The 14,253-nt window shown below is 73.5% G+C and carries 10 protein-coding genes and 1 pseudogene; 6 read left to right on the plus strand and 5 right to left on the minus strand.

The annotated features are described in order from the left end of the window. Positions 1–99: 99 nt before the first annotated feature. Complete coding sequence (locus OG906_RS08825) at positions 100–3,873, minus strand: S8 family peptidase (protein ID WP_329441530.1); 3,774 nt, start codon at positions 3,871–3,873, stop codon at positions 100–102. Between the two features lie 200 nt (positions 3,874–4,073). Between OG906_RS08825 and OG906_RS08830 the strand changes: the two genes are divergently transcribed. Next, a complete protein-coding gene (locus tag OG906_RS08830) occupies positions 4,074–5,051 on the plus strand; it encodes a helix-turn-helix domain-containing protein (protein WP_329447971.1) in 978 nt (325 codons plus the stop codon). A gap of 24 nt (positions 5,052–5,075) precedes the next feature. After that, positions 5,076–5,558: a DUF456 domain-containing protein gene (locus OG906_RS08835; protein ID WP_329441532.1), complete on the plus strand. Its 483-nt coding sequence runs from the start codon at positions 5,076–5,078 to the stop codon at positions 5,556–5,558. A gap of 153 nt (positions 5,559–5,711) precedes the next feature. On the opposite strand, the gene rsgA is transcribed toward OG906_RS08835, so the two are convergent. Together rsgA and OG906_RS08845 are read right to left on the minus strand one after the other, a co-directional pair. Next, a complete protein-coding gene (rsgA, locus tag OG906_RS08840; protein WP_329441534.1) occupies positions 5,712–6,818 on the minus strand; it encodes a ribosome small subunit-dependent GTPase A in 1,107 nt (368 codons plus the stop codon). A gap of 247 nt (positions 6,819–7,065) precedes the next feature. After that, positions 7,066–7,620: pseudogene (locus OG906_RS08845) on the minus strand (DNA repair ATPase); the annotation flags it as partial. A gap of 264 nt (positions 7,621–7,884) precedes the next feature. On the opposite strand from OG906_RS08845, the gene OG906_RS08850 reads away from it, so the two are divergent. Beyond that, a complete protein-coding gene (locus OG906_RS08850; RefSeq protein WP_329441536.1) occupies positions 7,885–8,295 on the plus strand; it encodes a VOC family protein in 411 nt (136 codons plus the stop codon). 38 nt (positions 8,296–8,333) lie between these two features. On the opposite strand, the gene OG906_RS08855 is transcribed toward OG906_RS08850, so the two are convergent. Together OG906_RS08855 and OG906_RS08860 are read right to left on the minus strand one after the other, a co-directional pair. Further along, the gene (locus OG906_RS08855) at positions 8,334–9,047 is read right to left on the minus strand and encodes an AraC family transcriptional regulator (protein ID WP_329441538.1); all 714 of its coding nucleotides are present in this window, start codon (positions 9,045–9,047) and stop codon (positions 8,334–8,336) included. Between the two features lie 115 nt (positions 9,048–9,162). After that, on the minus strand, positions 9,163–10,278 hold the full coding sequence (locus OG906_RS08860; protein ID WP_329441540.1) for a YihY/virulence factor BrkB family protein: 1,116 nt from the start codon (positions 10,276–10,278) through the stop codon (positions 9,163–9,165). A gap of 17 nt (positions 10,279–10,295) precedes the next feature. On the opposite strand from OG906_RS08860, the gene OG906_RS08865 reads away from it, so the two are divergent. From OG906_RS08865 to OG906_RS08875, 3 genes are all read left to right on the plus strand, one after another. Next, positions 10,296–11,939: an acyl-CoA dehydrogenase family protein gene (locus OG906_RS08865; protein ID WP_267796923.1), complete on the plus strand. Its 1,644-nt coding sequence runs from the start codon at positions 10,296–10,298 to the stop codon at positions 11,937–11,939. 360 nt (positions 11,940–12,299) lie between these two features. Continuing rightward, positions 12,300–13,592, plus strand: a complete 1,293-nt coding sequence (locus OG906_RS08870) for a GAF domain-containing protein (protein WP_329447972.1) — start codon at positions 12,300–12,302, stop codon at positions 13,590–13,592. 5 nt (positions 13,593–13,597) lie between these two features. Beyond that, positions 13,598–14,161, plus strand: coding sequence for a GNAT family N-acetyltransferase (locus OG906_RS08875; protein ID WP_329441542.1), 564 nt, complete (start codon positions 13,598–13,600; stop codon positions 14,159–14,161). Positions 14,162–14,253 lie beyond the last annotated feature (92 nt).

Below are 14,253 nucleotides of genomic sequence, written 5' to 3' on the forward strand. Positions count from 1 at the left end.
TCCATTGTCGGCCGTCGGGGGCGGCGAAAAACGCGGAACACACGAAAAGGGCCCACCGGGCCGCCGCCCGGTGGACCCTCTCCGCTTCAGTCGTACGGGCTAACGAATGTCGTAGGCCCGCACGACCGTCTGGGTGACGGACGCGCCGTTCGCGTCCGTCAGTTCGACCTTCAGCGACACCGGCTTGCCGGCGGCGCCCGCGTGGTCCACGCGCGCTGTCCAGACGCCGCGACGCTCGCCGACCTCGGCCCGCGTCCAGTTCTCACCGTCGTAGGAGTACGACAGCTTCGCCGACTTCAGCGCGCCCGGCGTGTAGCCCGCATGCCCGGTGACGCCCAGACGGATCGTCTGGCCGTTCGTCGCGGCGAGGGTCTTCACCCCGTCCTCCGGGATCGAGAGCGCCGGGAAGAGGATCGGCAGGGCCTGCGAGTACCGGGTGGCGTCCTCCTTCGAACGGAAGGTCCAGGAGGTCTGGATCTCCTGCGAACGCTGCCAGGTACGGGCCGGCTGGCCGAACTTCTGGACCTGCTGGGTGAGTTCGTACGTGGCTTCACCCGCCGGGACCTCGAAGACCCCGGACGGGTACCAGCTGTCCCCGATCTGCTCGCCGTCGCGCTTGAGCACCAGTCCCCCGGCGTCGCCGAAGGAGCCCGGCTGCGCGTAGTGCCCGCTGTCGCCCCACATGGCGGAGGCGAAGCCGATCAGGTTGCCCTGCCGCTCGGCGGCGAGCAGCGGCCGGCCCGCGGTGTCGCGCGGGGCGACCGGGCCGATCACTCCGTCGTACCAACTCTCGGTGCGCTTGGAGCCCTTGGTGTAGGTGCGCTGTTGGCCGGTCATGAACTCGCCCCAGGGGAAGCTGCTGGAGAGCAGGTGGTCCCAGGCGGTGTCGCCGGCGGTGTGGTACTCGGTGCGCTTGCCGGGCACCGCCACGGTCTCCAGGCTGCCGAAGAACACGGCGTTGCCCGACGGCCGGTAGGCGCCGACCAGATCGACGAAGTCCGCGCCGACGCCCATGGCGTGGTAGGTGGACTCCACGGCGCCGAGGTCGCGGTCGCGCACCCGGTAGGTGCGGTCGCCGCGTACCTCGCCCTTCTCGATCTGGGCGAGGTTGTAGAGGTAGGGGCTCTTCGCGGTGGCCTTCCAGTTCAGCGTGACCTTGCCCGCGTCCAGTCGGGCCAACAGGGCCTTGGCCTCGCCCGCCTCGATGGACAGCGCGGGGAGGGAGCCGCCCGCGTAGCCGGTGAATCCGATCCAGCGGCCGGGGGCGTCGCGGTGGGCGAGCACGGCCTTGGCGCCGGCGGCCCTGGCGCGTTCCGCCACCTCGTAGAGCGCTCCGTCCACGGTCTTGACCAGTACGATCGCACCCTTGGCGGAGACCGCGGCCAGTTCCTCGGGGGTGCCGTTGCCGGCGTTCACCAGGGGTGCGGAGCCGGTTCCGTCGAGGTTGTCGCTGCCGAGGGAGGCGGTGGTCGGGTGCAGCGTCGGCCCGCCGTCCGCCTTCAGCTCGGAGACCAGGGGCGCGGCGGCCCGCCAGTAGCTGCCGAACTCGAACTGCCCCTCCTCGGCCTTTCCTTCGACCGAGGCGTAGTAGCCGCGGATCGATCGGCCGCCCTGCGCGGTGCCCGCGTGCAACCAGGCCTCGTCCCAGGAGCGGGAGAAGGCGAGGGTGGTGGAGCGGGCCTCGGTGGGCTTGTCGGTGGCGAGGGAGAGCCTGGCCGCCTTGCGGGCGTCCAGCACGATCACGGTGTCCTTCACGATCTCGACCTGCGGGCGGCCGAGGTAGGTGAGGGAGTCGACGAGCGGGTTCTCCGCGACGCCGGCGTCGGGGGTGCCGACGAAGGCGGACAGGAAGTACGAGCCCGGTCGGACCCGGTAGACCTGGTCGACGGCGCCCTCGTTGAAGCGGCGCTCGCCACTGGCGTCGTCGGTGCCGATGACGTCCAGGGAGGACGGCCCGGCGGCCGGCTTGCCGGCGCGGTCGATGAGCTTGACGCGCAGGGTGACGGTCTGCGGCTGCACGTACAGGGAGAAGGGGGTGGAGACGCGCACGCCGTTCGCCGTGGCGACGACGCGTCCGGTGACGTCCCCGTACTGGGAACGCTCCAGCTTCGCGTCGGGTTCCAGGGCCAGCGGTACCTTCACGGTGGCACCGGCCGGGACGGTCACGGTGCGCCGGTCGAGGTGGGCCGGCCGGGAGCGGACGGCCGAGCCGTCGTTGCCGGTGACCTTCTCGACGGCCAGGTTCAGGGTGACCGCCTTGGTGCCCGTGTTGGTGTACGGGACGTCCACGCTCGTGCGGTCGCCGCGGTCCTGCGGCCAGTTGTAGGCGCCGCCCTGCACGGCCGGCGCGGAGGTGACGGTGGTGTCGACGGCCGCCTTCACGTCGAGCCGGCCGCCGCCGGTCTGGCGGACGTCACCGGGCACCTTCGTGTTCGCGGACCCGACGAGGGCCGCCTTGACCTGCTGCGGTGTCCAGTCCGGGTGGCGCTGCTTGACGATGGCGGCGGCGCCCGCGACGTGCGGGGTGGCCATCGAGGTCCCGGACATGGACTGGTACGCGTACACCCCGCGGCCGCCCATCGCGGCGGCGGAGATCCCGACGCCGGGCGCGGCGATCTCCGGCTTGAGGGTGTGTTGGAGACCGGCGGGGCCGCGGCTGGAGAAGGAGGCGGTGGTGTCGTCGCGGTCGACGGCGCCGACGGTCAGCACGCCGGGGGCGCAACCGGGAGAGGACACCGTGTTGTTGCCGGGGCCGGAGTTGCCGGCGGCGATCACGAAGAGGGTGCCGGAGTTGCGGGCGAGTTGCTCGGCGGCGGCGCTCATCGGGTCGTCGCAGGTGGTCTGCGAGGGGTCGCCGAGGCTCATGGAGACCACGTCGGCCTTGCTGTCGACGGCCCACTCCATGCCGGCGATGATCCAGGAGTCGAGGCCGTAGCCCTGGTCGTTGAGGACCTTGCCGCTGAGCAGTTCGGCGCCGGGGGCGACGCCCTTCTTCGCTCCGCCGCTCGCCGCGCCGGAGCCGCCGACGGTGGAGATGGTGTGGGTGCCGTGGCCCTGCCGGTCGGCGTCGCTGTCGGAGTCGGTGAAGTTCCTCGACGCCGCGACGCGGCCCTTGAGGTCGGGGTGGTCCAGGTCGGTGCCGGTGTCGAGGACGGCCACCTTGGTGCCCTTGCCGTCGTAGCCGGCGGCCCAGGCGGCGGGCGCGTTCACCTGTTTGGTGGACCGCTCCAGGTTCGCCCGGACCTTGCCGTCCAGCCACAGCTTCTTCAGGCCGCCGGCGGCGCGGGAGCGCTCGCCGGTCGCGGGGCGGATCACGTCCGTCCAGAAGGCCGCGGCCTGCTGCTTGTCGGCGGCGAGGGCGACCGCGCCGATCGAGGGCAGGACCAGGGAGCGGTCGGCGCCGCGCGGTGCGGGCGGCGCGGAGCGCGCCACGTTCACGGAGCCGTCGTAGACCGCGATGAGCGGCAGCTTCTTGGCGTGCGCGTCGTCGTAGCCCTGCCGGATCAGGCCGGTGACGTTGAAGAGTTCCTCGTCGACCGTGCCCGCGGCGAGCGCCGCGATCGCGCCCTCGGGGTAGACGTACAGGTCCTTGCCGCTCCGGCGGGTCTGGACCACGGGCTGCGAGCCGTCCTCACGGGGCATCGCGGTGGCGGCGGCGCGGCCGGCGGCGTCGGTGGACACCAGGACCCGATCGCCCGTGACGAGGGTGACGGTGACCGGCGTCGAGGGGTGTGCGCCGGCCGCCTCGCTTCCCACGATCGGTCTCTTGTCCTTCGCTCCGTCGCTCGGCTGTGCCGTGGACGGGCCGACGGCGGTGGCTGCCAGGACGGCCGCCACGGCCGCTCCCAGCGCCGTGCGCGATATCGGGCGCATCGCTCTCCCCAGGTGAATTCCGACCAACTGCCTCATCGCACGGCAAAGTTGCCGTGCGCGTGGCTGTCGACCGGCGAATGGTGGTGCTGCGGTGGCGTCACCTTTACAGAGAGCCGGGTGGTACGGCGATGATGTCGGCGGCGGGTTTGCGCCGTGGCCGCTTCCCGCCAGGAGCGGTGTCGAGGGAAGGGGTGGACGTGTTGCTGGGTGCGATAGGCCTGGACGAGGGGCAGGAGTCGGCGTACCGCGCGCTGGTGGCGCTGGGGGCCGCGGAGGTGCCCGACCTGGCCCACCGGCTGACGCTGCCCGTGCCACAGACCGAGCGGGCCTTGCGGCACCTGGAGCGGCACGGCCTGGCGGCCCAGTCCTCGGCCCGCCCCGGCCGTTGGGTGGCGGCCCCTCCGGGGGTGGCGCTGGGGGCGCTGCTCACGCAGCAGCGGCACGAGCTGGAGCAGGCGGAGTTGGCGGCGGCGCTGCTGGCGCAGGAGTACCGGGCGGAGGCCGCCGAGCCGGCGGTCCACGACCTGGTGGAGGTGGTGACGGGGGCGAGCGCGGTCGCGCACCGGTTCGTACAGCTCCAGCTGGGCGCGACCGAGGAGGTGTGCGCGCTGGTGAGCGGGCGGCCCCAGGTGATGACGGGGATGGACAACGAGGCGGAGGAGCGGGCCTCCGTGCGCGGCGTGGAGTACCGGGTGGTCATCGAGCGGGAAGTGCTGACCCTGCCGAGCGGCATCCGCGAGGCGTCGACGGCCCTGGCGCGCGGCGAACGGATCCGGGTGACGGGGCAGGTCCCGACGAAGCTCGTGATCGCGGACCGCAGTCTGGCGATGGTGCCGCTGACGGCGCGGGGCGCCGAGCCGGCCGCGCTGGTGGTGCACGCGTCGGGTCTGCTGGAGTCCCTGATGGGTCTCTTCGAGGCGGTGTGGCGGGAGGCGCTGCCGTTGCGGCTGGGTTCCACCGGTTCCCCGGAGGAGTCGGGGGGCGGCCCCGACACCATCGACCTGGAGATCCTGTCCCTCCTGCTGGCCGGCATGACGGACGCGAGCGTGGCGAAGCACCTGGAGCTGGGGCTGCGGACGGTACAGCGACGGGTCAAGGGTCTGATGGAGATGTCCGGGGTGACGACACGGCTCCAGCTCGGTTGGCACGCGTACGAGCGGGGCTGGGTGGCTCGATAGCCCCCGGTCGGTCAGGCTGGGCAGATGGATCTGCCTCAGCTGCTCCTGGTGGGGCTGGTGCTGCTGCTCGGGGTGCTCGGGGTACTGGTCCCCGGCGTCCCGGGAACCTGGCTGGTCTGGGCGGGGGTGCTGTGGTGGGCGCTGCACGTGCGGTCCTCGCTCGCCTGGGCCCTGCTCGTCGCCACGACGGCCCTGCTGTTGGTGGTGCAGGTGGTGAAGTGGCAGTTGCCGCCCCGGCGGCTGCGGGCCGTGGGGGTCACCCCCCGGATGGCGGTGTTCGCGGGCGCGGGCGCGCTGCTGGGTTTCGTCCTGCTGCCGGTGGTGGGCGCGATCCCCGGGTTCGTGGGCGGGATCTACCTGTGCGAGCGCCTGCGGCTGGGCACGCGCGGGGAGGCCTGGACCTCGGTCCGGGCGGTGATGCGCGCGGTGGGTACGAGCGTGCTGGTGGAGCTGTTCGCGTGCCTGCTGGTGGTGGCGGCCTGGCTGGGCGCGGTGCTCGCGTCGTAGGCACGGTCCGGGGTGCGGCGGGATCGGCCGCCGACGGGATCGAGGTCCGGCGGGATCGGGAGCCGACGGGATCGGGAGCCGCGGGCCGGTCCCGGAAGTGGGCCCCCGCTCGGCGGGGGCCCACTGCGGGCCGGAGGTCGTCCGCCGGACGGGTCAGACCCGTCCGCCCCGCTTGGCCGCGTGATTGGCCCGGCCCTCCGCCGACTTCAGTCGCCAGTCCCGGCGGATCTCGGACCGCAGGCGCGCGTCCGTCTTGGCGACGATCCGCTGGTTCTCCCGCAGCAGCTTGCGGTAGCTGTCGAGCCGTCGTTCCGGCAGCTCACCCGACTCCAGCGCCGCCAGCACCGCGCACCCCGGTTCGGCCTCGTGCCCGCAGTCGTGGAAGCGGCACTCGCGCGCGTACTCCTCGATCTCCGAGAAGACCTGCCCGACGCCCACCTCGGCGTCCCACAGTCCCACGCCGCGCAGACCGGGAGTGTCGATCAGGACGCCGCCGCCCGGGAGGGCGAGGAGGTTGCGGGTGGTCGTCGTGTGGCGGCCCTTGCCGTCGACCTCGCGGGCCGCCTGCACCTCCATGACGTCGACGCCGAGCAGCGTGTTGGCCAGGGTGGACTTGCCGGCGCCGGAGGTGCCGAGGAGGACGCTCGTACCGTCCGCGACGACCGCGGCGAGGACGTCCGTACCCTCGCCCGTCACGGAGGAGACGGTCAGCACCTGCACGCCCGGCGCGGCGGTCTCGACGTCCTCCACCAGGTAGGACAGCGCGGTCGGGTCCGGGACCAGGTCCGCCTTGGTCAGGACGACCAGCGGCTGCGCCCCCGACTCCCAGGCCAGGGCCAGGAAGCGTTCGATGCGCCCGAGGTCGAGCTCGACGGCGAGCGAGACCGCGATGACGGCGTGGTCCACGTTGGCGGCGAGGATCTGTCCCTCGGAGCGCTGCGAGGAGGTGGACCGCACGAAGGCGGTCCGGCGCGGCAGGTAGGCCTTGACGTACCGGGGGGTGCCGGCCGGCTCGACGGCGGCCCAGTCACCGGTGCAGATGACCCGGAGCGGGTCGTGCGGGGTGACGAAGGCGGTGTCGGCGCGGACGATCCCGTCCGCGGTCATGACGTCGCACTGGCCGCGGTCGACCCGGACGACCCGGCCGGGCACCAGGCCCTGCGCGAGGTACGGGGCGAACTCGGCCGCCCACGCGTCGTCCCAACCGAAGGGGGTGAGGGCGTGCGCGAGCGGAGTCTGCGAGAAAGAGGAGGAAGACAAGGGGAACCCTTCACAGGGTGGCCCCGGCGGCGCGCGCTCGGTGGCGCGCGAAGAAGGTGTGAGGTCAGCCGGAGACCACGGGGGTGACATTGATGATCTTCTGAGTGCGGGCAGCGCCCTGCGCGACGACAGTCATCAACGAGCTCACCTCCGGGTTCTTCACGAGCCGATGCTCCGCGCCGATCGGCGGAACGGCCTCACCGTAACAAGCCCCCTCGGGGCCGCGCCAACTCTTTTTCCAGCCCGTTCAGTTCCCGGCCGTCCCGGTCCTTCCCCGGATCGCCGTCTCCACCGCGGTGAGGCGATCGGCGAGCAGACCCAGGGCGGCGACCGCGCGGGTGACCGGGTCGCTCCCGGGCCCGCCGAGCGCCTGCTCGCGCACGTACGAGGCTTTGAGCGCGACCCAGCGCTCTGCCTGATCACCCGTCAGCATGCCGCGCAACGCGGCGAGTTTGAGCAGGTTGGCCTCCGCCCCCGAGGTCAGGGTCTGCGCCTCCGCGCGGTAGTGGTCGTCGATCAACGCGGACAGTTCGGCCGCGTTCATCACCGGGTCGATCCGCGTCGCGATCTTGTTCACGTCGCGGTACGAGCCCTGGAACCGAAAGGGGGGTTCCGTGCGGGTGGCGGCCGTCCGGGCGGCCGAGGCGATGTGGGCCGCGTTGACGGTGACGACCACGTCCCGCGCGGCCGGCAGGTGCCGCAGCACCGCCACGATCCGCTCGCGTTCCGCCGGGACGTACGGGTGGACCAGTCGGTCGGAGCGCGTCGCGCCTCCCGAGGCGAGGCGGACGACCACGCCGAGGGCGAAGGTGAACACCGCGGCGGGGAACCCGAACGCGGCGGCGATGAACTCTTCCACCGGTAGCCCCCCTTTCGCTTCCGTGACTCGACATCGGGCCGGTACGAGCACCCCGGCAAGCCGCAGTCTGCCGCAGCGACCCCCTCGGGTTCCTTGCCGGTTTCCGGCAGTCTTTAGGCTTTCTTGATGCCGGGCGAGGGGGGAACCATTCGGCACGTGTCCGATTCGTTCAAGACCCGCGATCGGCGCGCGTCCCACACTGGGCGCATGACTCCCCGACTCGACATGATCGGCCTCGTCGTCACCGACATGGCCGCCTCGCTCGCCTTCTACCGCCGCCTGGGCCTGGACCTCCCGCCCGACGCGGACGGCCTGCCGCACGTGGAGACCGTCCTGCCGGGCGGCACGCGGATCGGCTGGGACACCGAGGAGGTCATCCGCTCCTTCGACCCGTCCTGGATCCGACCCTCCGGCGAGGGCCGCGTCGGGCTGGCCTTCCTGTGCGACTCCCCCGACGAGGTGGACGCCCTCTACGCCGAACTGACCGCGGCGGGACACCCGGGCCACCTGAAGCCCTGGGACGCGTTCTGGGGGCAGCGCTACGCCGTCGTACTGGACCCGGACGGCTCCGGGGTCTCCCTGTTCGCCCCCGCCGCGGAGCCGCGACCCGGCGCCTGACCCGCGCCCGCCCGCGCCCGCCCGCGCCGATCCCCCGGTCAGCCCCCGGGCGCCCGGTCCGGGGTCGGTGCGTGGGCCCCGGGCGTGCGCCCGGTCAGGGCGCGGACCTCCCGGCCCAGGTGGGCCTGGTCGGCGTACCCGACCGCGTACGCCACCTGCGCCTGCGGGGTCCCGATGCGGAGCAGGGCCAGCGCCCGTTGCAGGCGCAGCACCCGTCCCAGGGTGCGGGGGCCGTACCCGAACGCGTCGAGGGAGCGACGGTGCAGCTGCCGTTCCCCGAGCCCGACGTCCCGGGCGAGGGCGGCCACCGACCGGCCGCGCCGCAGTCCCGCCCGTACCGCGGCGGCGACCGGGTCGGGCGGCCCGCTGTCGGCGGCGCGGGCCCGGGCCAGTTCCTCCAGGCCGTCGCGGGGGTCCGTGTACGCGCCCGTCCGCTCGGCGAGGCGGCGCACCTCGGCGCCGGGCCACAGTCCGGCCAGTTCCACCCGCCGGTCGCGCAGTTCGTGCGCCGGTACGCCGAGGAGCGCGGGCGCGGTCCCGGGGGCGAACCGCAGCCCCCAGAAGGGGCCGCCGGGTGCCTCGCCCGGGATCTCGCCGGCGGGGTGCGGGCCGGTGTCCGGGCCGGCCACCAGCAGCCGTCCGCCGGTCCACAGCAGGTCCATGCAGCCGTCGGGCAGCACCGCGCCGCCGGGCCCGTCGGAGCGCCACAGCACGGCGCCCGGGACCAGCGGGGAAGCTCGCTCCTCGTACACCAGGCCAGGCTACGACCGCGCCCGGTGCCCGCGCAGCCGGGATGCGGGGGTCCGTACGGCCGGAGCCTCGGCGGCCCTGCGGCCCAGGACCTCGGGGGCCGTGCGGCCGGGGGGGTCAGTGCTTGCGCAGTCGGGAGTGGTAGTCCTCGGGCGGCAGGAACCGCGACCAGCGCTCGGGGAACTCCGAGGGCATCCCCGCGTCCTCGTCGTCCTCGGACTCCCCCTCGGCCAGCGCCCGCCAGGCCGCGGCGCGGGCGATGAGCTGGGCCGCCTCCGCCTCCCGTACCCGCTCGTTGGCCTCGCGGGCCGCGGCGGTGGCCACCGACGGCCAGACCCGGTCGATGGCGGCGTTGACGGCGGCCCCGACGAGCACGGCGAAGGCCGAGATGCCGATCCACAGCAGGATCGCCACCGGCGCGGCCAGCGAACCGTAGATCGTCGGCCCCTCCACGGTGTTGGTGAGGTAGATCCGCAGCAGGAAGGAGCCGAGCACCCACATCGCCAGGGCCACCAGGGCGCCCGGCACGTCCTCGATCCACGGCGAGCGCACGGGCACGGACACGTGGTAGAGCGTGGTCAGGAAGGCGATGGAGAGGAGGGTGACCGTCGGCCAGTAGAGGACCGCGATCACCTCCGTGCTCCAGGGCAGCAGGCGCACCACCGCGTCCGGGCCGGCGACCATCAGCGGCAGCACGATCGCACCGATCAACAGCGCGATCACGTACAGCAGGAAGGACAGCAGCCGGGTCTTGACGATGCCCCGCTGGCCGTCGAGGCCGTACATGACGGTGATGGTGTCGATGAAGACGTTGACGGCACGGGAACCGGACCACAGGGCGAAGGCGAACCCGAGGGAGATCAGGTCCGGTCGGCCGCGGCTGGTCACGTCGTCCAGCATCGGTTTGGCGATCTCGTTGACGCCCCGGTCGGAGAGCACCGTGCCGACCGCGCGCAGGATGTTCTCCTCGATGCTGGCGACGAACGTGCCGCCCGTCCAGCCGTCCACGTACCCCAGCAGGCCCAGCAGGCCCAGGAAGAGCGGCGGGAGCGAGAGGAGGGTGAAGAAGGCCGCCTCGGCCGCGAGACCCAGGATCCGGTACTCGATGCACGAGTTGACGGTGTCCTTGAGCAGCAGCCAGCCCATTTTGCGCTTGGAGACGTTGCGGTAGAGGGCGCGGGCCCGGTGGAGCCGCCCTGGGATCCGCTGGGGTGTTTCTTTTGCTGGCTGCACGTCCTTACGGTATCCGCATGGCAGCCACCACCCACACAGTCAGCAACCAGGCCCCGCCCCTCGTGGGCTACGAAGCCTTCACCGGCGACCGGGCCCTCACCGAGGGGGTGGAGCGGCACCTCGCCGACGCCTCCCCCGAACTGCGCGACGAGGTAAGGGAGGAGCTCACCACGCTCGGGCGGGCCGCGGGCTCGGGCCAGGCCCAGGACTGGGGTGCGCAGGCGAACGAGAATCCGCCGAAGTTGCGCACGCACGACCGGTACGGGCACCGCGTCGACGAGGTGGAGTTCCACCCGGCCTGGCACCGGCTGCTGGGGCACGCGGTGACCTCCGGGCTGACCGACGCGTGGGGGCGCCCGGCCGGGCACCTGCGCCGGGCGGCCGGGTTCTTCCTGTGGTCGCAGGCCGAGGCCGGGCACGGCTGCCCGGTGTCGATGACGCACGCCGCGGTGCCGGCGCTGCGCACCGATCCGGAGCTGGCCGCCGAGTGGGAGCCGCTGCTGACCTCGCACGTGTACGAGCAGGGCCTGCGGCCGGCCGCGGAGAAGGGCGGCGTCCTCTTCGGGATGGGGATGACGGAGAAGCAGGGGGGCAGCGACGTACGGGCGAACACGACGGCGGCGGTGCCGCTGGACGCCTCCGGCGAGTACCTGCTGACCGGGCACAAGTGGTTCTGTTCCGCTCCCATGTGCGACGGGTTCCTGGTGCTGGCGCAGGCTCCGGGCGGGCTGACCTGCTTCCTGGTGCCGCGGGTGCTGCCGGACGGGACCCGCAACGTCTTCGCGATCCAGCGGCTGAAGGACAAGCTGGGGAACCGGTCGAACGCGTCGAGCGAGGTCGAGTTCGACGGCACTTGGGCCCGCCGGGTGGGCGAGGAGGGCCGGGGGGTGCGGACCATCATCGAGATGGTCGCGGCGACCCGGCTGGACTGCGTGATCGGTTCGGCCTCGTTGATGCGTCAGGCGTTGACCCAGGCCGTCCACCACACGGAGCACCGCTCTGCTTTCGGAGCACCGCTCATCAAGCAGCCGTTGATGCGCAACGTGCTGGCCGACCTGGCCCTGGAGTCGGAGGCCGCCACCGTCCTCACCCTGCGCCTCGCCGCCGCGTACGACGCCGGCACCGACGAGGAGAAGGCCTTCCTGCGCCTCGCCGTGCCCGCGGCCAAGTACTGGGTGACCAAGCGGTGTACGCCGATGGTCGCCGAGGCCCTCGAATGCCTGGGGGGCAACGGCTACGTCGAGGAGTCCGGACTGCCGCGACTGTTGCGCGAATCCCCGCTGAACTCCATCTGGGAGGGCTCGGGCAACGTCCAGGCCCTGGACGTACTGCGGGCGCTCCAGCGCGAACCGCAGGCGCTGAACGCCTTCCTGCGGGAGGTCGGGCTGGCCCGGGGCGCCGACCATCGGCTGGACGCCGCCGTCAAGGACCTGCTGACCGACCTCGCGGACTTGGAGGGCATCGAGGCCCGGGCCCGCCGGGTCGTGGAACGCATGGCACTGGTGTTGCAGGGGTCACTGCTGGTGCGGTGGGCCCCGCCGGAGGTGGCGGACGCGTTCTGCGCCTCGCGGCTCGGCGGCGACTGGGGCACGGCGTTCGGCACGCTGCCGCACAGTCTGGACCTGGGTTCGATCGTGGCCCGGGCACGGATCGCGGCCTAGGAGTGGTCCCCAAACCGCTCGCTGCCGTGATCCGGGCCCGTCGGCCGGAAGACCGGGAATGGCGCCGCGCCGACTCGGCGCCACCCCGGCTCCGAGAAGCCCCGAGGAAGGAGCTGTCACGCCGCTCGGCGACGTCCCGATAGTTTCGGTCGGGCGACCGGGGGTTGGCGAGAGTTGCATACCGTTGCAACCCTGCACCCCAGTCGTCCCATCGAGTCGGGGATCGCCCGCCGCGCGCGCCACGGGGAGTCGGCGGCGCGGGCCACCGGGCGGCTTCCCCCCCGCACGTCCGTTCCGCACGGGGAGGTTCCGGTGACCCACACCGCAGGCAGCGCGGTCGACGCGGCACGCGTCTCGGCCATGGACGCGCGGCAGGCCGCGCGTCTGCTCAAGGGGGTACGGGCGGCCGCGCTGGCCGGCGACCGGCCCCCGACCGCCCCCCGGCCGGAGATCGCCGAGTCCTGGCGCCGGATGCTGGCCTGCGGGGTGCACCCGGACCGGGACGCGCGCTCGCGGCTGCTGTCGGCCGCCGAGACCGAGGAACGGCGGCAGGTCTCGCCCCTGCGGGAGGTCCTGCCGGTGCTCCGCGAGGGCCTGCTGCCCGCCCTGGACGCGTCGCTGCACATCATGGTCGTCGCCGACGCGGACGGGCGGCTGCTGTGGCGGGAGGGGCACGCCTCGATCCTGCGCAAGGCGGACCGGCTGGGCTTCGCGGTGGGCGCCGACTGGGCGGAGGCCGTCGTCGGCACGAACGGGGTCGGCACGGCCCTGGTGGCCCGCCGGCCGATCCAGGTGTTCTCGGCGGAACACTTCGTCTCCACCCACCACGACTGGACCTGCGCCGGGGCTCCCGTGTGCGACCCCCGCGACGGGCGACTGCTGGGCGTGGTCGACGTCAGCGGGCCGTTGGCGACCATGCACCCGGCCACGCTGGCGTGGGTCGGCGCGGTGGCCCGGCTCGCCGAGCGGGAGCTGCGGGTGCGCCACCTGGAGTCCCTGGAGCGGCTGCGGGCGGTCGCCGCCCCGCTGCTGGCCCGCCTGACGGGCCGGGCGGTGGCCGTCGACCCGTACGGCTGGACCGCGGCCGTGACGGGGCTGGCGCCCGCCGACCGGATCCCGCTGCCCAAGGGGCTCGGTCCGGGGAAGGTGTGGCTGCCGCAGCTCGGCGACTGCGTGGCGGAGCCGCTGCCCGGCGGCTGGCTGCTGCGGATCACCACGTCCGGTCCCGCCTCGACGGCCGCGAGCCGGGTGGTGCTCGACCTGAGCCGGGCCGGGACCTGGACGGCGACCGTGTACGGGGCCGCGGGCAGCTGGTCGCAGGAGCTCAGCCCGCGCCACGCGGAGCTGCTGTTCCTGCTGGCCGAGTCCCCGAGGGGTCGCTCGGCGGCGGAGCTGTCCGCCGAGCTGTTCGGGGACCCGACCCGTACGGTCACCGTCCGCGCGGAGCTGTCCCGGGTGCGGCGCCGGCTCGCGGGGGTCCTGACCCACCGCCCGTACCGCTTCGCGCAGGACGTGGAGGTGGAACTGATCCGCCCGGAGCGCCCCGGGGACCTGCTGCCGCACTCCACGGCCCCCGCGGTGATCAGGGCCCGGCTGGACGCCGCGGGGCCCTGGGGGTCGCCCCGGAGCCGGTCGGGCGATGTGATTCCCTGACGTCCATGAGCACCATCACACTCACCACCTGGTCCCTGGAAATGACCTCGCCCGAGGAACTGGTCGCCGCGGCCGTCCCCGGCCCCGAGATCGCCGTCTCACGGGCGGAGGTGCCGTCCCCCGAGTTCAGCCGGTTCCTCTACGCCTCGGTGGGCGGGGACATCCACTGGACGGACCGGCTCGCGCTGACCCGCGCGCAGTGGGTGGAGCAGTTGGGCCGGCCGGGCGTGGAGACGTGGGTCGCGTACGACCGGGGCACCCCGGCGGGCTACTGCGAGCTCGACCCCCAGGACGACGGCGTCGTGGAGATCATGTACTTCGGGCTGCTGCCGGACTTCCGCGGCCGGCGCATCGGCGGTCACCTGTTGACGGTGGGCGTGGCCGCCGCCTGGTCGCTGGCCGACCGCTGGCCGGGCCGCGAGGACACCCGGCGGGTCTGGGTCCACACGTGCAGCCAGGACGGGCCGACGGCCATGGCCAACTACGAGCGGCGCGGCTTCAAGGTCTTCAAGACGGAGACGGAGCCCAAGGAGGAGAACCCGACCCCCGGCCCCTGGCCGGGCGCCTGACCGTCCCACCGGGATCGCCCCGGTCCCACCCGGCTCGCCGGTGGTGGCCGGACCGGGGTGATCCGGATCACGCAATCCCATGATCCGAGACG

The organism is Streptomyces sp. NBC_01426 (assembly GCF_036231985.1).
GTDB lineage: Bacteria > Actinomycetota > Actinomycetes > Streptomycetales > Streptomycetaceae > Streptomyces.